The sequence below is a fragment of the Emticicia fontis genome (genome assembly GCF_054779675.1).
In genome coordinates, this window is record NZ_BAAGXU010000004.1 from 319200 (window position 1) to 339987 (window position 20788).

The window sequence follows — 20788 nt, forward strand, 5'->3', positions numbered from 1 at the left end:
AGCAGATGGTAAAATTTAGATAATGATTTGGTTAGATAATCCGAAGAAGTTTTTTAATCAACAGGCAAAACAATTCACTTACTCCATCAGGATTGATGCAGCAAAAATACAGATATTTTTGGTAGGATAATATCTGGCAGAAAATTTCTTAAAGATTTGAAAATAGAAGTTTACGTAGTCAACTCCCTGAAAACCTCTTCAATGGCTTTGCCGCCTTTTTTGAGTTCGGATAAGTTACTATCAGCTACAATTTTACCTCGGTTGATGATTACCACGCGGTCGCAGATGGCTTCTACTTCTTGCATGATATGGGTGCTGAAGATAACTGTTTTGTCTTTGCCTACGTTTTTGATGAGGTCTCGTATTTCGACCAACTGATTAGGGTCTAGTCCGGTAGTAGGTTCATCTAAAATCAATACATCAGGGTTATGAATCAATGCCTGTGCAAGACCTACGCGCTGACGGTAGCCTTTTGATAATTGTCCGATTTTCTTGTGTTTTTCTAGTCCTAAACCTACTCTTTCAATCGTTTCGTCAATCTTGATTTGTAGTGTTCTCCCTTTTAAACCATAGAGTGAGCCTGCAAAGTCCAGAAATTCTTTTACGTACATATCTAAGTATAAAGGGTTGTGTTCTGGCAGATAACCAATATGCGTTTTTACCTGCATCGGTGATGTTTTTACATCAAAGCCATTTACTTCTGCTGTGCCTTCAGTTGACGGAATATAACCTGTCAGGATTTTCATGGTGGTAGATTTCCCTGCGCCATTAGGCCCGAGAAAACCAATGATTTCTCCCTTGTTGACTTCGAATGATATATTATCTACGGCTCTTTGGGTACCGTATACTTTACTTAGATTCTGAACTTTAATAGACATTGCCGAGCGGTTCTATGGTATATATACTAACAGATTGAGGTGTATAAAATCCACTCATCAATCAGTTAAAAGGTTTAATTACCTATTCTAAACGTAAAAATAGGCTTTCTCGTGAAAAGATTGGCTAAAAAATATCTTTCCTGCGCTTTTTAATTAAATTTGTTCATATTCAACCATTTAAACAAGCGATGAAAAAAACACTCCTATTCCTTCTTATTAGTATTCAGTTTGCCTTTGCGCAAGACAAAATTGTGCGTATGGGTATTGTCGGCATGACGCACGACCACGTATTCCAGATTCTTAACAATGTTAAGCATGAGGGCGTTGAGGTTGTAGGCTTTGCCGAACCCGACAAAGAATTGGCTATGAAATACCTTACAAAATATAAGCTACCCGAAAGTTTGTGGTATGCCAGCCTCGACGAAATGCTTGCAAAAGCCAAACCAGAAGCCGTTTGTGATTTCAGAAGTATTATTGAACATTTGGAAACTGTGCAAAAATGTGCGCCTAAAGGTGTGCACGTAATGGTAGAAAAACCATTGGCGGTTAATCTGGCAACTGCCAAGCAAATGGAAGCACTGGCTAAGAAACACAATATTCAATTGATGACCAATTATGAAACTACCTGGTATGCCAGCAATCATGCGGCTTATAAAATGATTAATGACGACCATGCCATTGGGGATATTAGAAAAGTAGTGATTCATGACGGGCATTCGGGCCCTAAAGAAATTGGGGTAACAAGCACGTTTATGGATTGGTTAGGTGACCCTGTGAAGAATGGGGGTGGAGCTATTATAGATTTTGGTTGCTACGGTGCAGATATTATGTCGTGGATTATGAAAGGTGAAAGACCCACTTCTGTAACGGCTATCACCCAGACGATGAAACCTGATATGTATCCGAAAGTGGATGATGAGGCTACTATTATCGTGACTTACCCGAAAGCGCAAGGTATTTTCCAAGCCTCATGGAACTGGCCTTTTGATAGAAAAGATGCTGAGTTTTATGGCAAAACGGGATATATTATTGCCGATAGGAGTCTACAAATGCGTGTAAGAAAAGGCAATAGAAATGCTCCACCCGAAGAGAAAGTAGAGATTAAACCTTTGGCTTCTCCAATGAATGACCCATTCAGTTACTTTGCCGCTGTGGTGAGAGGCAAAGTAAAAGCTGATGATGATTTGGGTTCACTGAAAATCAATATGGTAGCTATGGAAATATTGGATGCTGCCGTGAAATCATCGAAGGCTAAGAAAACCATTGAACTGAAGTAGACATAGTTCGGTAATTTAAATCCCTACGAGATTTGTAAGTGTTTTGTAGTCAATGCTTTACTTATTAGCCTCACATTAAAAAAATTATTTGGCGCCTATTACCTCACTAAGAGTGGAAACACCATTTTCGTTGAAGGCTTCGATAGCGAAATAGTATTTCTGTCCGACGGTTAGGGCTCTTAATTCAAGGCTTGATGGGGCATCTCCCCAAATCTGATAAGTCTGATATAGCTTATCCGGTGCGATGCCCCATAATATATTATATCCTACGGCATCAGGCACTTTCTGCCAAGTTATATCAGCATTACGGTCGTCTTTTTGTCTGGTTACGTTTAACGCTGTTGGTGTAACCGGAACAGCACCAGTACCTTTTCCAAAAATACGTATATCACTAATAGCTAAATTTGGCATAGGCACGTGTATATTCTCAAACCTGATATAGCGGGCTTTTACAGGTTTTGCTAACTCTTCATAGGCATTTGGGCGATCTCTTTTCTCATTGGTATTGTCCGCAATCTTAGTCCATACTTTGCCATCTATTGATGAATAGACTCTGTATTGGATATATACTTTAGGCAATGCGCTATCATAAATATCAGATTTATAGTCTGTATAGTTAATCTGGAATGAATGGACTGTTTGTGGCTTTTCTAAATCAATGGTCAATGTTTCTCCATTTTTATTGGTTTTAGCTACCCAGAAAGTTCTTGGATTTTCATCAGTTACTAAGTTTGCCGAAAATTTATCTTCCTGTACAGAGGATGAGATACAAGGCTTTTTATAAGATAGTAGCATCCAGCCTGCAAATAATTCGTTTTTATCTGTCCATTTTTTGGTGGGTAATAATTGCGGAAAATCAGCAAAGCGGGTGTTGGCATACATTTGCCCGTCTTTATCAAAGCCTGTGGGTACCATTTCAATCCGTCGTTCAAAATTCCAGTTGACGGCAATCCACGGGGTGCCTGTATTCCAATAATTACCATATAAATCCTGAAAAGTATTGCCATGTCCCATACCTGTCATGAAGCCTCCAGGTTTGTAAGAAACAGGATTATAAGGAGCGTAGGTAAATGGGCCTAGAGGGTCGTCTCCCACATAAGTGCCATTGGCATATACATTAAATTCTGTTCCGGGAGCACCGTATTGCAGGTAATATTTGCCATTATGCTTGGTCATCCAGGCACCTTCGGTGAATGGCTTGATGGTATCTCTATGGTCTCTGCCGAAGCGTTCCCAGCCATGTTCTTCGGGGTGTAGGTAGATTAAGCCTTTGTAATCATTTTTTCCTTTATAAGTAAGGTTTTTGCTTTTGTCTAATTCTGCCCCAAAAAGTGGATACACATTTGAGGAGCCCCAGTACATAAACCAACGGTCAGTATCTTCATCATGGAATAAAGCAGGGTCCCAGGGTCCTATGTCTTTTGGTAATTGGGGTAACCAACGGTTATAGAAGTGCAATTTTCCATTTTCTGGCGTTGTGGTATAGAATATAGGTCTTTGCTGGAATGTTGATTGGAACAAGTAAAGTGTATCGCGTACTGAAATAGCCGCAGGCGCACACATATCTTCCATCGGCCAGCGGCTTGGGATGATATATTGCCAGTTGAGTAAATCTTTCGATTTCCAGTAGCCACCCTGAATGGTATGAAAGAGGTAATATTCGTTTTTATGGGTAATAATCACTGGGTCAGCGCCTGAGCGATAGGATATTTTTTCATTGGTTTGTTCCCAATTGTACTGGTAATTAATATCCATTGGATTGCAGAAGGTTTTCTGCTTGAAAGGCTTGGGCTTGGCGATGTTTAACTGAGGGCTTTGAGCCAGACTGATTATCGTGCAAAATAATAGGATAAGTAATTTTGAAATGGTTTTCATAGGTTATGGTTTTGCTTATGCAAATATAAAATAAGTATGTAGAAAACCATGGGGTTGGGGATTTTGTGTATATTGAGTCATTAATGTGACTGTATTATGAGGCTTCCATTCTTACTGCCTATACTATTCTTATTTTTGAATTACAAAAAAGAAATGAATCCTCTTTCTTTGAGAAAATATATTAAGCAAGAGATTGAGTGTGACGTTACCATGACAATAGAAGAGTGTCCGGAATTTATAGGAGGTTATAAAGAGCTTTATAAATATATAGCAAAGAATCTGCAATATAAGGGAGAAGCTAAGGTATATAATCCGGTATGTGGATATAGTAAAATGGTTGTTCAGTTTGATGTACTTAAAGATGGAAAAGTAGATAATATTGTAATAACACAAAAGACAGGCATATGCCCAACATTAGAAAAGCAGGTAAGATTTGTTTTTCAAAATATGTCAGGATGGAAGCCCGGGAAAAAGAATAATGAATCTGTTGATTCCAGAACGAAAGTAGTTTTCACTTGGCATTTTGATGTTGATTAATGAATAAAAAAACGGCTCTTTTGGAGCCGTTTTCACTATAAACTTATCAGATATTACCTCGAATAATTCGGCGCCTCACGCATAATCTGGATATCATGCGGGTGGCTTTCTTTGATACCTGCGGCTGTGATTTTTACGAATTTTGCTTGTTGCAAACTTGTTATATCGCCCGCTCCACAGTAACCCATACCTGCTTTCAATCCACCTACCATCTGGTAAAGAATTTCAGCTGCACGGCCTTTGTATGGTACACGTCCTACAATACCTTCTGGTACCAGTTTCTTAATATCATCTTCAGCATCCTGAAAATAACGGTCTTTCGAGCCATCTTCCATCGCTTCAACCGAACCCATACCACGATAGGTTTTAAATTTACGTCCTTCGTAAATCACCATTTCGCCCGGTGCTTCTTCTGTTCCGGCTAATAATGAACCCATCATCACTGTATTCGCACCAGCAGCGATGGCTTTGGTAATATCGCCTGAGAAACGGATACCACCATCAGCAATCACTGGAACGCCATATTTAGCAGCAGCTACAGCCGAATCAGCCACGGCTGATAATTGTGGCATACCAATACCTGCAATAATACGGGTGGTACAGATACTACCTGGCCCTACACCAACCTTAATGGCATCTGCGCCTGCTTTGGCTAAGGCTTCGGCTGCCTCGGCAGTAGCAATGTTTCCTACAATCACATCTAATTTTGGGAATGCCGCTTTAATGCGCATCAGGGTCTCAATTACACCTTTTGAATGTCCGTGGGCAGTGTCAATACTTACTACGTCAACTCCGGCTTTTATTAGACCTGCTACACGTTTTTCAATATCTGCGGTTACACCTACGGCTGCTCCGGCAATCAGACGACCTAAACGGTCTTTGGCTGCATTGGGGCGGTCTTTCTTTTTAAGAATGTCTCTGTAGGTGATTAAGCCGATTAATTTGTAGTCTTTGTCAACAATCGGTAGTTTTTCGATTTTGTAGTTTTTCAGAATCTCTTCTGCTTCTGCCAATCCTGCGCCTTCATAACCTACAATCAGGTTTTCTTTAGTCATAATGTCAACAATCGGTTTTGCCATTTCTGTCTGGAAACGCAAATCACGATTGGTAACAATACCTTTTAATTTGTGGTTATCATCTATCACCGGAATACCACCAACCCTGAACTCTGCCATTAAACGTAAGGCATCGCCGATAGTAGCGCCTTCGCTTAAAGTAATGGGGTCGATGATCATGCCACTTTCTGAACGTTTCACCTTGCGTACCTGCTCGGCTTGTTGTTCGATAGTCATGTTTTTGTGGATGATACCAATACCTCCTTCCTGCGCCATAGCAATAGCCATTTCATACTCTGTCACAGTATCCATCGCTGCTGAAATGAGAGGAATGTTTAATTGTATATTTTTGGTCAGATAAGTTTTCGTTTGCGTATCGCGGGGGAGAACTTCTGAATAAGCAGGAACCAGGAGAACGTCGTCGTAGGTGAGTGCTTCGTAAAGTAATTTTGAAGAATCTAACATAGCAAATAATTTCGTTTTCTTATTTGCCAAACAAAATTACGGAAAATATTTGGATTGGCAATTGTAATCTGTTAATTAATTGAAAATTAATATAAAAAGCCCTGTAAATTCTATTTTACAGGGCTTCGTTTATAGCAAATCGACAGGATTAGATATACTGATTGATAATCATCTCAAACAACTCTTGTTTACCGCTGATTTGTGCTGGCTCGCCATCTCTTAGGGCGATACCTCTTAAATCAGTCAACGATAATTTACCTGTTTCAAACGCAGCGCCATCACCACCATCGAATGAAGCATAGCGTTTTGTACGTAGGTTTTTGTAGTCTGATTTTTCAAGAATGTTATTGGCAATCAATAAAGCTCTTGCAAAAGCATCCATTCCTGCAATGTGTGCAATAAAGATGTCTTCAAGGTCAGTTGAGTTTCTACGGGTTTTTGCATCGAAGTTGATACCACCGGTAGTGAATCCACCTGCTTCCAGGATAACCAACATGGCTTCTGTTAATTCAAACAAATCAATTGGGAATTGGTCTGTATCCCAGCCGTTCTGGTAGTCTCCACGGTTAGCATCAATACTGCCCAACATACCTGCATCGGCTGCCATTTGTAGTTCGTGCGCAAAGGTATGACCCGCTAATGTAGCGTGGTTTACTTCTGCATTCAATTGAAAATCTTTATCTAAACCATAATGACGCAAGAAACCAACGACAGTCTGTACATCGTAATCGTATTGGTGTTTCGATGGTTCACATGGTTTTGGTTCGATATAGAATTTACCTTTGAAGCCCTGGCTACGTGCATAATCACGAGAGATAGTCAGGAATTGCGCCAAGTGGTCAATCTCACGTTTAGTATTGGTATTCAACAATGACATATAGCCTTCGCGACCTCCCCAGAATACGTAACCTTCGCCACCTAGTTCGATTGTTGCATCAATGGCATTTTTTACCTGTAAACCTGCATGGGCAACTACCGCGAAATCAGGGTTAGTAGAAGCACCATTCATGTAACGTGGGTGAGAGAATAAGTTGGCTGTTCCCCACAATAATTTCACGCCACTTTCTGCTTGTTTTTGTTTGGCTATGGCAACAATGGTTTGAACGTTCTTTTCAAACTCGCTTTGCGAATTGCCTTCCGGAGCAATATCAATATCATGGAAACAATAGAAAGGCGTACCTAACTTAGTCATGAATTCGAAAGCCGCATCTACTTTATCTTTAGCTGCCTGAATCGGGCTGCTGTTTAAATCCCAAGGGAAAACTTTAGTACCAGGGCCGAATGGATCGCCACCGGTTCCGCAGAAGGTATGCCAGTAAGCCGTTGCAAAACGTAAATGTTCTGCCATTGTTTTGCCCGCTACTACTCTGTTGGCATCGTAGTATTTAAACGCCAAATAATTATTAGATTCTTTTCCCTCATAAGCAATAGGTTCTTTAATGAATGGAAAATATTCTTTTTCACCTATCGTAACTTTCAATTTTGTCATGATTTCTGCTCGGTTGAATATGAATAATTTTAAAATATGATGCGAAGTAAATTATTAAGTGTCAAATTTACAATTATTTTATTGTTTTTTAATCTCTTGATTAATAATCTATTTAAAATTAACGTCCAAAAACCGTTTTTAAACCCGTTTAGCTACAAAAATCACCTATTGCTGTGTAGGAAAATACTTTTCACATCAAAGGTAATACATTATGGCATTATGAAAAATAAACGGAAAAATCAGACATGAAAATGCCTGTCCAAAATTGAAAGAAATTTTGATTATAAAAAAGAAGAACCGACCTCTCTTATTTCATAGAGTGGTTGCTATACTTGAATTTGAAGAACAGGATGATTAATGCCAGTATTAATGTTACACCATTGGCTGCAACAACTGGGAAAGCATTGGCTTTGATACCATAAACCAACCACATGATAACCCCTGTAGTAAAGATTAAGAACATGGACAAAGACACGTCTTTGGCCGATTTAGTTTTGTAGATTTGTAGTAATTGCGGCACAAAAGCAACTGTTGTTAATATGCCAGCTATGTATCCTAAGGTTTCCATACTATTTTAACGATAAACTCTTATAACTCAATCATTTACTTTTTCCTGTGGATTGAATCATAGTACCAAAATAACGGAAAAATTATACTACTCAGTTCATTTTATCTAATAATCACAGGTAATACTTTATATAGTACAATTTTGATTGAATGTTTAATGCAATAAATTGTCATCATGCAATTCCGGCTGCTTTATTAATTATCTTCCGTCTTTCGGTCATGCCCATTCTGTAAATCTCAAGTATTGAAGGCCAGCAAAAAATAAATTTACAATAAATAGACAAGTCTGTCTATTTATTGTTTAGCTTTGTGCCATGAAACAAAGAGGACAAGTAGTAATTGATAAAATACTCGATACCGCAGGGCGGCTTTTTTATGCTCAGGGCTATAATAATACGGGTATTAACCAGGTGATAGAAGAGGCTGATATCGCCAAGGCGTCTTTGTATAAGCATTTTGAAACAAAGACAGATTTGCTGGTGGCCTATGTACAGCGCACGCATGAGCGCTGGTTTAATAGGCTTGAAACTGCCGTAAACAGCGTGGCAGATCCAAAAGAGAAATTATTGGCACTTTTTGATCATCATTTAGAGCGTCAGGAACTAAGGCAGTTTGGTGGATGCCCCTTTATCAAGGCAAATGATGAGGCTGGTATGAGCGACCCACGTGTATTAGCGGAGATTCAACAAACAAAGCAACACGCAAAGAATTTTATAAAGGGCTTGGTAGCTAACTCAGGTCATAAAAAACTATTATCAGATGAGGAACTGGCAGATGCTATATTCTTTGCACTAGAGGGCTCAATCGTGATTGCTGCTGTATTTAAACAACCCGCCGAAATTCAATCGGCGAAAAAAATTATCCAAAAACTTATCTGATATGCAAAAGATAACAAACAAATGGCTGGAACTGATAATTGTCTTATCAGCCCCTCTACTTTCGGTAATAGATGTGTTCATTATTAATATAGCAATACCAACCATCAAAAAAGGGGTACACGCCACAGATGCTGAAATCCAGTTGGTTATAGCAGGTTATCTGCTAGGATATGCGGCCTTTTTAATAACCGGAGGAAGAGCCGGAGACCATTTCGGGCGGAAGAAAGTATTTTTCTGGGGAATGTTTGCCTTTACGGTTGCTTCCTGTTTCTGTGGCTTATCGACTTCTGCTTTGCAACTCAATGTAACAAGGTTTTTTCAAGGCTTGAGTGCTTCATTTATGGTTCCGCAGACCATTGCCTTTATCCAGATACTTTTCACTGATCCCAAAGAAAGGGCAAAGGCTTTCGGCTTTTATGGCATTACATTGGGTATTGCTGCTGTAATCGGGCAGGTATTAGGTGGTTATTTATCTGACACGCATTGGGTCATAGAAGGCTGGAGACTCACATTTTTTATCAACCTGCCAATAGGTATCGTGACACTCTGGGCTACGCATAAGTATCTGACTGAAACAAAGAATACTCAAAGTACAAAATTTGACTACAAAGGTATTTTGATTCTGACAGCAGCACTGTTCTCTCTGATTTACCCTTTGATTCAGGGACGTGAGGCCGGATGGCCTTTATGGAGTATTGCCTTGATTGTGGTATCTTTGGTCATTTTTGCATTTTTTATCTACGATCAGAAGAAGAAACTGGCCAAAGGTGAAAATCCGCTGATAGATGTAAGATTATTCAGAATAAAAGATTTCAATATCGGATTAGTGGCGGTGCTGTTTCATTTCATGGTGCATACCTCTTATCTGCTATTGAGTGCGGTATATCTTCAGAATGGGCTGGGTGTTTCTGCTTTTGATAGTGGATTGTATTTTATTATTCCGGGTATTTTATTTGTGGTATCTTCTATCGCTGCATCCAGAATGATTGTGAGGTTTGGAAAAATCGTGCTGCAGGTAGGGGTTGTTTTATTAGCTATAGCATTTTATTTACAGATGGAATTTTGGAAGCCAGGTGCAAGCACTGTCTTAATTATCGGGTTAATGGCTATCTGGGGGCTTGGAAACGGGCTTGTGCTTCCATCTTTATTAAATATTGCGCTTAAAAATGTACCCACTCAATACGCAGGAGCAGCAGCGGGGATTTATTCCACTTTTCAACAGACAGCTTCTGCTTTGGGTATAAGCATTATTGGAGGTATATTCTTCTATTTCTCTAAAGATGGCTGGCAGGCGGCTTATCGTGCAGGCACAATAGGTTTATTGGTTTGTGTAGTTCTGGTAGGAATTATGTTATACTTGTTGCCTGATGGAAAGCAGAGCCAACCACAAAATTCAAATGCCTCTGATAATCAATCCGAATCGGCCGAGGAAACTGAAAACCAGTATCTGGCAGTAGAATAATAAGCTTTGACACTTTCTCTTTTAAGAAACTGTTTGAATGAGGCAAGATTAATTTCAACAGTTTCTTGAAAGCAAAACAATTATCGGATAAAAATCAAATGAAAGAGGATACAGTACTGGTTTATAAAGATATACAGTCACCCGTAGGATTTATCAGATTGATTGCTAGCCATTCTGGTCTTGTAGCTATCTTGTGGGAGGGTGAAGATTATAAAAGAACAAAACTGCCCGATGCTATAAGAAATGATAATGCCCCAATACTGTTGCAAACTGAGCAACAATTGAAAGAGTATTTTGAGAAAAAGAGAAGAGTTTTCGATATTCCACTTGATTTTAGAGGGACTGAGTTTCAGGTTAGAGTCTGGGAAGCCTTAATGGCAATTCCGTATGGCCTAACTAAATCTTATGGAGAGCTTGCGCGCTTGCTTGGAGATATAAAGGCTGTGCGGGCAGTTGGTGGGGCTTTAAATAAGAATCCTATCTCTATTATTGTTCCTTGTCACAGAGTAGTAGGTGCATCAGGGAAACTGGTGGGTTTTGCAGGTGGTTTGGAAAATAAACCTACGCTACTTTATCTGGAAAATGGAATTCGCACACCGACGCTTTTTGATTAGTCAATACTTGTGGCGCGAACCGGAGGTTCGCGCCACAAAAACATCGTAAAACAATGAATCTATCATGCTACCAGAAACTTTCAATCTTGAAAATTATCATGAGCTATGTGAGTATGTAGCCGCTCAGGATGATGACTTGCGAACAATTCTAAGTGCGCATGGCTATCCGCCTATGTGGACACGGGAAAATACTTTTGAAACGCTTGTACATATTATTCTGGAGCAACAGGTTTCATTGGCATCGGCTTTGGCTACTCTCCATAAGCTGAAAGAGAAAGTCGGGCAGATTAGTCCGGAAGAAATTCTTCTCCTGACTGATGAGGAAATGAGGGCTTGTTTTGTGAGTCGACAAAAAATGATTTATATAAGAGGACTGGCCACGGCTATAAAAAATGGAGAAATCAATCTTGGAGCCCTGGCGGAAATGCCTAATGATGAGGTACGCAAAATACTCATCAATCTGAAAGGTATTGGTAACTGGACTATTGATGTATATCTGATGTTTACGCTACAACGAGCAGATATTTTCCCGATTGGTGATCTGGCTGCCGTAAATGCAATAAAACGTCTGAAGCAACTTGATACTTCTGTGACAAGAGAGGATATTCTCGAAATCAGTGAGCGCTGGAAACCACTCCGGTCGGTAGCCAGTATGATTCTTTGGCATTATTACCTTTCTAACTCCAGAAAGAAATAACTAATGATGAGAGTGACTAAAAAATGCAATTATCAAGCATTAAATGATAGCTTAGTGCTTGATAATTGTGAATTACTCAATAGATTCTAGAAAACTAACTTTTCAACAGCAATTATCAGTATTATCTTTTTGAAACAGTCTCTTCTTCATAAGCTAGAGTTGTTACCACTTTATCAGTTGGCTTTTTCCAGAATCTGAAAGCAATACTTACGCAGAGTATACCTGTTACCAGCCACGACAAGTCTGTGCCTGCTACAAAATATTGTTGATTAGCAAGCGTTTTCCAGAACCAGTCACCAGTCATAAAGCCATTGACTAAGGGCACGCCTAAAGAAAGGATACCACCTGCATATAAGTAATTGCGAGTGAGATTGGCTTCGGTTTTCCAGAACAGACCAATGATAGTAAAGAATAGCCACGATAAGAAAAAGGTGGTATTGACCAATGAAATATGATTTTCTAAACTACCTGGCACTAATCTTTCGGCCATAAACAAAATGGGTAATGCCGGAAACAAACCAAAGCAAATAGCCAGATAACTCATCGTTACCCGATGATGGAATAGCTTCTGCTTGGCTGTGTAATTTTTCTTATTCCGGGCTTCTTTCCATAATAAGACTCCACTTATGATTACAAAGCAGGTAACAATGGCTAAAAAGAAATATACAATTTTTAAGAGTGTTCCGCCAAATGTAGCAAAGTGCACACCTGCAATGCCGTATAGTACTGATTGTACATAGGTTTTCTTGCCAGGCATCATTTCTACCAGGGCTTTGCCATCTTTCAGGCTGATAGCCATAGCGCCGTCTCCTGAAAAATAGGATGGGTCTTTACCATAAACAGATAAGAGGGCGTCTTCGCGGCTATAATGTTTAATATTAACGGTCTGCACCTCAAAACCCGGATATTTTGCTCTTATCTGATCCAGCGTCTGGTTGATACTTCTGTTTTGAGTAGTTAAAGGAGATTTCTCATTGAGCACAACGGCATCATTTGGCCTTAGCATGGCTAAGACTTTCTTCTGGTCTCCACCGAAGAAGATAAATACAACGGGTAATAATATCAGTATAGACAGAATATAGTAAGCTCCGGTAATGGCATACATTAACTGAAAAGGCAAGCCTAATAAACCGAAAACAGTATGTGAGCTTGTCCAGATTTGTTTTAATGAGCCTTTGAGAGAGAAGCCATAGAATTTACTGACAATATTTCTCCAATGAATCAGCACACCTGTTAATACGGCAAATACAAAAAATAATGCCACAAAGCCTGCCAGATATCGGCCAATATAAAAAGGAACCTGATCGAAGAAGTGAAGGCGGTAAAGCGTTTCGCCGATAGTGGTTGGAGGTTCTCCTATATGCAATTCATTCGTTTGTGGATAGAATTCTCCATGAAAATGGTCTTCCACCGTTTTGTCTTTTGTAACGATATGCCCAAAGAAGCCTACACGCGGCTTATGTTTCGTTGGCAGATACAAATACATATCATCATCCAGATTAAAAGCGGGTTGTTCTTTCTTCAGGTTTTCGACCAAAGCATCGTAGTTGACTGCTGTTGTTATGGGCTGTCTGGCTTTGGCATCTTCCCACTGATAAAACTCATCGCGGAAAAGTGTAAAGGCACCTGCAAAAAATATCACGTAGAGCGCGAAGCTAATAACTATACCCGAAATCGTATGGGTATGAAATACAATATTATAAGCTCTGTTAGGTAGTCCACCTAGTTTCATGATAATCAGCGAGTAAGATAAATAATGATTGAAAAAATAATAGTGAGTAGTATATAAAGCCCCAATATTTTCCAGGCACTTTTAGACAAAAAGGGCAAAATCATCAGAATGCCCCACAACAAGAAAAGTGTAAATGTTGAGGTAAGCATTACGATGTTTCGCCCTTCGCCTGGCAATAAAGCAGCAATGAATAGATGAAAAGTAATTGATAAAAAATAGCCGCCTAAAATTGCGGTTGCGATTTTAATAGCTCTTTGTCCGGGGCTGGTTAAATATTCCTTTTTGGCAGGCATGTTTAATACGAGATAAATAATAGTTTAGGATTTACTGCTAAGGCGTTCTCTTACAACTAATGCCAGTTGTAAGACCATAAGAGCCAACATATATATACATAAGGCGAGCAATAGTCCGCTTGCCCAGCCCCAGTCTGCAATGAGTAATCCGGTTCCGGCTAGTATAAAAAAGAGATTCAGCCAAGTATTACTTTTTAAGACTTTTATACTTTTAGGGAAATACTTCGACTTCGAATAGTACAAGAACGTGCCTGTTGTTATCAACAAGATAGCAATCATAGAGTGGTCTGAATTTTAATTATGCAAATATTATATTTATTTAGACTAAATCCAAATAAAAATAATACATTTGCATTTCAAACCAAACACGAATGAAAATACCTTTATTCTTATTATTACTTACACCATATTATTTGCTGGCACAGAATGTTTCTATCAAAGGTCAGATAAAGGGTGTTTCAGGAGAGCCCGTTTCTTATGTAAGTGTATCTTTAAAAAGTACAAATAAAGCTGTATTAAGTGATAGCAGCGGAAGATTTGAAATCAAAGGAATAGCCAAAGGCGAGTATGTGCTGATAGCCAGTTCAATCGGTTTTCAGACTGTCGAAAAATCTATTAAAGTAAATGGTACTTCGTTGTTCGAAGAATTTGTGATGAAAAGCACTGATACCGAATTGCAGGAAGTAGTGGTGACGCAGGAAAGACAAAGCCGCGTACAGGAAACCAAACCTATTGCTATTAAAAGTATTGAGATAAAAAATGTCATTAGCCAGAATGTATTGCTGACTGACGTAATCGACCGCGTGTCAGGCGTAAGAATCCGTCGTTCGAGTTCTTTAGGTGATCGTTCAGATATATCCATTAATGGTCTTAGAGGAGATGCCATCCGGGTATATATTGATGGCATTCCTATGGAACTATTGTATCCTAACTTCGATATTTCAACCCTGCCTATTGGCAACGTAAAACGATTAGATATTTATAAAGGTGTTTTGCCTGTTGATGTTGGCACTGATGCTTTGGGTGGAGGAATCAATATTATTACTGAACAAAAATCTCATAACTCGCTACGTGCTTCTTATAATGTAGGCTCATTCAATACCCATCTGGCCGATATTAATCTGGGATTGACTAATAAGCAAAACTACTTCTTGAATCTCTCGGCTGCCTATAATCATTCAGATAATGATTATAAAATGAAAGCTTTGCTATATGAAAACAATAAAATAGAAGAAGTAAGACGCTTTCATGATAAGTTTCAGTTTTTCTATGGAGGCATCACTGCCGGAGTACATAGTAAATCCTGGGCAGATGAATTAAGACTGACCCTTAATTATTCGAAAGGCTATAAGCAATTACAGAATGGCGCGAGGATTTCACATATCCCTTTCGGAGAAGTAGAATATCATGCTGAAAACATCGCAACTACTCTGAAATATGATAAATCGTTCCTGAACGAAAAAGTGATTTTCAGAACTATTGGTAATTTCAGTGACCAGCTGTTAAATTATAGAGATACGACTTCTAACGTATATAGCTGGAGTGGGAAAATTGTAGGCCGTAATACGCCGGGTGAATATACGGCCGACCAATTGACTGATAATTATAGCCGTAGTTTAATTAACAGAAGTAGCCTGATAGTACAACTAGCTCCTAATCATAAACTTCTCGCTTCAAACCTATACGCGTATCAACGCCTGAAAGGGACAGATCATTTAGAAAAGGATATAGAAAAAGATTATCTGCGTATCCCTCAATCTTTAACAAAAAATATTTCGGGTGTTCAATATGAAGGTATTTACTTCTCTCATTTTACCTTCTCTACTGCCATCAAACGCTTTGACTTTATCCTGAATGGGGCAGAGAATAATACTTTCGCGATGGTAAAGAAAAAGGATGGTTTCTGGGGTTGGAATGTGGGCTTGAAATACGACATCAAAGACAATCTTTTTGCCCGTGTCTCTTATGAAAAAGGCTATCTTATTCCACAGTTTTTTCAGTTTGTAGGTAATGGCGCCGATATTTTGCGCAATACTAACCTGATGCCGGAAAGCAGTAATAACCTGAATGCTGGCATTTCTTATCTCGATAAATCAGACCATATACTTACCCTATCAAGCACAATCAATGGCTTTTATCGCCGTCAGAACGATATTATATTCCTGGGCTCAGGTGTTGCCCGGGTTTACGAAAATGCTGATCAGGTAAGAACACTGGGTGTAGAAGGTGAGGCTACGGTAAGATATAATAAAGCTTTTAGCTTAAGCACAAACATTACGTTTATGCGTAAAAACTTTACGGCAGTAAAAGACCCGCGGAATCAATATCTGGTAGGCGCTGCTTTCCCTAACAACCCCAATTTCTTTGGTAATGTTGAGTTTGCCTGGCAGAAGAATAGCTTCGGTATTAAAAATTCGCTTTTCAGAGCTTATGCTTTCTACAATTATGTAGCGCCTTTCAACCATATTCTGATAGGTAAAAACAATAGCATCAAAACTACCCCTGATTCGTTTGTACCTGTGCAACATAGACTTGATATAGGCTGCTCTTATAAATTTCCTAAACAAAATCTGACGGCGTCTATCAATGTACTGAATGTATTGAATGCTGACCTATACGATAATTTCCTGGTACCAAGAGCAGGTACCAACTTCAATGTGAAACTGATATATGAATTAACTAAATTTTAACTAATACAATGAAAATTAAACTATTATTTGTTGCCTTACTAGCCAGCTTTGTAATCGCCTGTAAGTCTGATGATCCCACTACCCCAGCAGAAGAATCGCCTTATTATGAAGATGGTTACCTGGTGGCTTCTACCTCTGAAACCACTGCCGGATTTAGTTATTATGCTGGTTATTATTCAACTTTGCCATCGGGTAATATTGATTTGACTACTAAATCAAGCTATAATTACTTTTATCCAAGAGCGGTTTGGAAGAATTTTATCTTCAGCAATAACCTGAAAGGTGAAAATGTATTGGCAAAGCTAGCAGTTTCGAAACAAACAGGAACGGTGGTTGAAGTGGCATCATTGCCCTTATTAACTACGTTGAATCAGGTTTTAATTATCTCAGACAATCTGGGCGTATATACTACATGGGATAAGAAAGGCGTAACTCTTTTCAATCCAACTACTATGCAGAAAATTGCCGATGTAGATATGTCGAAAGCAAAATCTACAGGTCTTTCAAGAGAGAACTATTCGCATATTGTATATAGAAAACAAGACAATAAGCTATTCCTATTTGCCGTAGTTGACGATTTCAATACCGGTGCGTTTTATGATGCTGTAGATGTGTATGCGGAAGTAGTGAATCTAGGCACTAATCAATGGGAAAAAACTTTGACTTTCCCAAATGCTACTTATCCGATTTCGAGAGGGATGGAAAACCCACTGATTGACGAACAAGGAAATATCTTCTTGATTACACAAGGACAATATGGCCTTGATGGACAATTAGGGCCAACCTCAAAGAAAAGCTCACGACCAAAAATCTTGAAAATCCCCGCAGGAACAACAGAGTTTGATTTGAACTATGCATTTAATCCTGTTGATAAAGTAGGACAAAGTAACCTATTATTCCAATTGATTCTGGGCGGTGTATATTATTCAAATGGCATTGCTTATGCTTGTATCTCTGGCCAGCAAGACCCACCAGCTTTGCTTGCCTTGATTGGTAAATTAGCTGCCGGAACAATTACAGAGACAGAATACGCACAATTGAGAAAACTGGCTTTCTATGGAGCTAATCAACGTTGGGCAAAACTGGATTTGAACGCTCAAACCGTAACAATTATTCAGGATATTCCATTAACCGCAGGGTTTGCTTATCCAAGCACGAGTGTTCATAACGGCAAAGTATATTTACAAACCTACAATGAAGACCTGAAAATGAATGGGTATTATGAGCACGATCCGGCTACAGGAACAAGTAAGAAATTATTTGATGTAACTGCAGGTGGATTGGCTACTAATTTGGTGAAATTGACGAAATAACCCCATCCCTATCCCTTCTCCAACAGTGGGGAAGGGAGTTTGAAAACTCCGTTCGCTCTTCACTTATTTTATTCTCTCCTTCTCCAAACTCTGTAAACGAGCCTCAAAGGAATCATTCTGTTTCTTCAATTGCGTATTCTCTGTTTTTAAGGCCTCATTACCTTTCTCTAAAGCTACAATTTTCTCATGCAATTCTTTCATGGCTTCCACTAAAACGGGTGTCAGGCGTGCATAATCAACTGATTTAAAGCCTTTGGTATCTGTTGTTACCATCTCTGGATAAATTTGCTCTAATTCCTGCGCAATAAAGCCTGTCTGACGTTGGGTAGTGAATGCTTGCTCAGGGAATTCTTCTATACGCCAGTCATAATTGACTCCGCGAAGTGTCAGCACATGGGTCAATGAATTTTGCAAACGGGTGATGTTCTTTTTATAGCGTAAATCTGATAGGCAGTTATAACTGGCTGCACAAATATTACCTGTGATATAGGCAGTGCCCTGTACCTGAAAATTTTCAGTTCTTGAGTCAAGATTAGCCATACTGCGGTTAATGCCTACCTTACCACTAGAAAAATTGCCTCCAATAAGAGGAGATGTAGTAGTGGTATTGTCAATGTATAGTCTATTACTACCAGTTTCAGCATAGCCTGCCTGATAGCCGATAGCTACATTGCCGCTTCCGGAAGTATTGCTAAATAGTGCCTGGTATCCTAGAGAAACATTATTGTACCCAGAAGTATTACTTTGCGAAGCCGCATAGCCTATGGCTACATTTAAATCACCATTTGAGGTAATAGAACCATTGCCTGCGAGGGCGTTTCCGCCCAGGGCTGTATTATACCCACCAGCAATATAGCGCATAGCATACGTACCAACGGCTGTATTATAGTTGGCGCTGGTTGCTCTGCCCACAGCATCATAGCCAATGGCCACATTGGTATAACCACCGACATTCTCATCCAAGGCGTTATTTCCGATAGCTATATTCCAGTAGCCTACTGTATTGGCATATAAACTGCTATTGCCAATTCCTATATTAGAGTTACCGCTGGTATTAGATAATAAAGAATAAACACCAATGGCCGTATTATTATCACCGGCTAAATCTGGCGTGCTCGCATTATTGTAGAGTGCTCTGCGGCCTACTGCCGTATTTCCGTCACGGGTATTTACTTTTAAGGCGTCTTCCCCTACAGCTGTATTGAACTCTCCTGATGGGTGTTTCGCGCTTATCTGGCTTGGTAGAATAGTAACACTGCTGGAATTATTGTGCAGATAGTAATTGCCCTGCGATAGGGCAACATGAGTACTAATCAAAAGGAGTAAAATTGATTTTTTCATATCAGTATGTGTTTTAACTGACTGAAAATAAGGATTTTATTAGGGCAATAAAAACATTTGCCGGAAAACCTGCCTATAATTTTATTAGGCGGCCTCCGGCATAAGTCATGGCTTTCAGAAGATTTTTAATTAATTATTGGCAGAAACGACCTTATAACTATAAGCCAGACCCATCGCGACACTATTAAAGTTATCGCCTGATTTAATCTTGTCTTCACCAAAGCGCTTTACGAATATATTCTTCAAAGGTCTTACCATTGAGGTACCACCCGTCATAAAAATCACATCAATATCCTGCTGGCTAATCTGGTATTTTTCTAAAAATGCCATCAGGTATTCTTCAATTTTATCCAGATTCTTGTTGATGATTTCCTGCTCAAAATCATCTATCGTGATAGACTCTTTGAAGTCGATTTCATTCTGATTAAACTCAAATGAGGTTTCGTCACTGTGTGTTAATGCAATTTTGCTTTTTTCTATTTGTTTGAAAAGAACATAACCTAAGTTATCTTCTATCAATGTCAATAGGTTTTTGACTCTTGGATTTTTTCCGGTAAATCCATAAGATTTACTGATATTGATTCGCATACGCAGCGTATCTAGAAAGTTCATTTTCTCCCATGAGCAGATGTTCTGGAAATAAGATAAAGGTAAGTCTATTAATTTGCCGGGAGTTATTTCTTCTTTCACACCTCTGCCAAAATGTGAAGTGCCTTTGTGCCACATAATATCAGAGTCGAAACTATCGCCGCCGATGTAAACCCCACCTTGTGCAATCATATCCGCTCCTCTATCGGCCTGATTAACAGCTTCAGGGTTCAGGCGCATCAAAGAAAAATCGGAAGTACCGCCACCAAAATCGGCCACTAATACCAGTTCTTCTTTTTTTATCTGGCGTTCATAGGTAAAGGCAGCCCCGATAGGCTCCATCTGGAAATAGAAATCGGTGAATCCGGCTATGCGGGCAGCTTTTGATAAACGCTCTTGTGCCAAAGCATCTTTTTCAGGATTTTCATCGAAAACCACCGGACGACCTATTACGGCAGTAGTCACATTTTCGCCTAAAAACTCATCCGCTTGTTTTTTCAAGTAAATCAGGATTAGCGAAACTAAATCTTCTGCTTTATATCTTTTATAACCAATAACCGTATCAATGAAGCTTTTATTAGGCAATACCTTTTTAATAGACTTCATGAAACGTCCGCGTCTTCGGTTTTCTACATAGCGTTCTATGGCTTCATTACCTATCGAAAAAGTGATTTCCTCACCTGCACTCTTCATCTCCGGGAAAAACAGTAATGAGGGAGTAGTGAATAACTTAACGACGTTGTTGGTTGTAGTATCAAGAATAACCAGGGCAGAGTTGGTAGTGCCAAAATCAATTCCGTAAATAAACTGACTCATGATTGAAATTTCAATGAAATATTAGTGGGGAAAGACATAACGGATAATCTGATGGAAAAAGTTTCATTGGGTAGAATAAAATTGAGTAATTGCGGAGAATAGTATTAATCGCTTAGCATTTTAATTTAAATTTGGAAGTACCTACATATAACCTAAAATGGGGTTATGTTTCTAAATGTATGATGCTTTATAATTTCTATAGTTCATAGTTAATTTTATAG

Annotated in this window: 18 protein-coding genes; 8 read left to right on the forward strand and 10 right to left on the reverse strand. The window is 39.1% G+C overall.

The features are described 5' to 3' along the window. Positions 1-170: 170 nt before the first annotated feature. Positions 171-878 (reverse strand): gliding motility-associated ABC transporter ATP-binding protein, encoded by a 708-nt coding sequence (gldA, locus tag ACYVFA_RS03885; protein WP_460470481.1) that lies wholly within the window; start codon positions 876-878, stop codon positions 171-173. Positions 879-1066: 188 nt separating this feature from the next. Between gldA and ACYVFA_RS03890 the strand changes: the two genes are divergently transcribed. Beyond that, a complete protein-coding gene (locus ACYVFA_RS03890; protein WP_460470482.1) occupies positions 1067-2155 on the forward strand; it encodes a Gfo/Idh/MocA family protein in 1089 nt (362 codons plus the stop codon). Positions 2156-2239: 84 nt separating this feature from the next. Here ACYVFA_RS03890 and ACYVFA_RS03895 read toward each other — a convergent pair whose 3' ends face one another. Then, entirely contained in the window at positions 2240-4030 is a 1791-nt protein-coding gene (locus tag ACYVFA_RS03895) for a family 43 glycosylhydrolase (protein WP_460470483.1), read from the reverse strand. Between the two features lie 153 nt (positions 4031-4183). Between ACYVFA_RS03895 and ACYVFA_RS03900 the strand changes: the two genes are divergently transcribed. Then, a complete protein-coding gene (locus ACYVFA_RS03900) occupies positions 4184-4567 on the forward strand; it encodes an energy transducer TonB (protein WP_460470484.1) in 384 nt (127 codons plus the stop codon). Positions 4568-4620: 53 nt separating this feature from the next. On the opposite strand, the gene guaB is transcribed toward ACYVFA_RS03900, so the two are convergent. The 3 genes from guaB to ACYVFA_RS03915 form a co-directional block, all read right to left on the reverse strand. Further along, positions 4621-6087: an IMP dehydrogenase gene (guaB, locus tag ACYVFA_RS03905; protein ID WP_460470485.1), complete on the reverse strand. Its 1467-nt coding sequence runs from the start codon at positions 6085-6087 to the stop codon at positions 4621-4623. Positions 6088-6235: 148 nt separating this feature from the next. Beyond that, on the reverse strand, positions 6236-7576 hold the full coding sequence (xylA, locus tag ACYVFA_RS03910) for a xylose isomerase (RefSeq protein ID WP_460470486.1): 1341 nt from the start codon (positions 7574-7576) through the stop codon (positions 6236-6238). Between the two features lie 307 nt (positions 7577-7883). Continuing rightward, positions 7884-8144, reverse strand: a complete 261-nt coding sequence (locus ACYVFA_RS03915) for a SemiSWEET transporter (RefSeq protein ID WP_460470487.1) — start codon at positions 8142-8144, stop codon at positions 7884-7886. 313 nt (positions 8145-8457) lie between these two features. Here ACYVFA_RS03915 and ACYVFA_RS03920 point away from each other — a divergent pair, with 313 nt between their 5' ends. From ACYVFA_RS03920 to ACYVFA_RS03935, 4 genes are all read left to right on the forward strand, one after another. Then, positions 8458-9021, forward strand: a complete 564-nt coding sequence (locus ACYVFA_RS03920; RefSeq protein ID WP_460470488.1) for a TetR/AcrR family transcriptional regulator — start codon at positions 8458-8460, stop codon at positions 9019-9021. Between the two features lies 1 nt (position 9022). After that, positions 9023-10483, forward strand: a complete 1461-nt coding sequence (locus ACYVFA_RS03925; protein ID WP_460470489.1) for an efflux MFS transporter permease — start codon at positions 9023-9025, stop codon at positions 10481-10483. A gap of 98 nt (positions 10484-10581) precedes the next feature. Next, complete coding sequence (locus ACYVFA_RS03930) at positions 10582-11097, forward strand: methylated-DNA--[protein]-cysteine S-methyltransferase (protein ID WP_460470490.1); 516 nt, start codon at positions 10582-10584, stop codon at positions 11095-11097. A gap of 64 nt (positions 11098-11161) precedes the next feature. Continuing rightward, positions 11162-11794 carry a DNA-3-methyladenine glycosylase family protein gene (locus ACYVFA_RS03935; RefSeq protein WP_460470491.1) on the forward strand — a complete coding sequence of 211 codons (633 nt, stop codon included), beginning with the start codon at positions 11162-11164 and terminating at the stop codon, positions 11792-11794. 121 nt (positions 11795-11915) lie between these two features. Here ACYVFA_RS03935 and ACYVFA_RS03940 read toward each other — a convergent pair whose 3' ends face one another. From ACYVFA_RS03940 to ACYVFA_RS03950, 3 genes are read right to left on the reverse strand one after another with little or no spacing between them, the layout of a single operon-like run. After that, entirely contained in the window at positions 11916-13526 is a 1611-nt protein-coding gene (locus tag ACYVFA_RS03940) for a PepSY-associated TM helix domain-containing protein (RefSeq protein WP_460470492.1), read from the reverse strand. A 5-nt stretch (positions 13527-13531) separates the two neighbouring features. Beyond that, a complete protein-coding gene (locus tag ACYVFA_RS03945; protein WP_460470493.1) occupies positions 13532-13819 on the reverse strand; it encodes a hypothetical protein in 288 nt (95 codons plus the stop codon). A 24-nt stretch (positions 13820-13843) separates the two neighbouring features. Then, positions 13844-14098, reverse strand: coding sequence for a hypothetical protein (locus ACYVFA_RS03950; protein WP_460470494.1), 255 nt, complete (start codon positions 14096-14098; stop codon positions 13844-13846). A gap of 92 nt (positions 14099-14190) precedes the next feature. Between ACYVFA_RS03950 and ACYVFA_RS03955 the strand changes: the two genes are divergently transcribed. Together ACYVFA_RS03955 and ACYVFA_RS03960 are read left to right on the forward strand one after the other, a co-directional pair. Beyond that, positions 14191-16509 carry a TonB-dependent receptor gene (locus ACYVFA_RS03955; RefSeq protein WP_460470495.1) on the forward strand — a complete coding sequence of 773 codons (2319 nt, stop codon included), beginning with the start codon at positions 14191-14193 and terminating at the stop codon, positions 16507-16509. An 8-nt stretch (positions 16510-16517) separates the two neighbouring features. Then, positions 16518-17822, forward strand: a complete 1305-nt coding sequence (locus ACYVFA_RS03960) for a hypothetical protein (RefSeq protein WP_460470496.1) — start codon at positions 16518-16520, stop codon at positions 17820-17822. Positions 17823-17885: 63 nt separating this feature from the next. Here ACYVFA_RS03960 and ACYVFA_RS03965 read toward each other — a convergent pair whose 3' ends face one another. Together ACYVFA_RS03965 and ACYVFA_RS03970 are read right to left on the reverse strand one after the other, a co-directional pair. Next, on the reverse strand, positions 17886-19163 hold the full coding sequence (locus ACYVFA_RS03965; RefSeq protein ID WP_460470497.1) for a tail fiber domain-containing protein: 1278 nt from the start codon (positions 19161-19163) through the stop codon (positions 17886-17888). A 129-nt stretch (positions 19164-19292) separates the two neighbouring features. Beyond that, positions 19293-20567 carry an Hsp70 family protein gene (locus ACYVFA_RS03970; RefSeq protein WP_460470498.1) on the reverse strand — a complete coding sequence of 425 codons (1275 nt, stop codon included), beginning with the start codon at positions 20565-20567 and terminating at the stop codon, positions 19293-19295. Positions 20568-20788 lie beyond the last annotated feature (221 nt).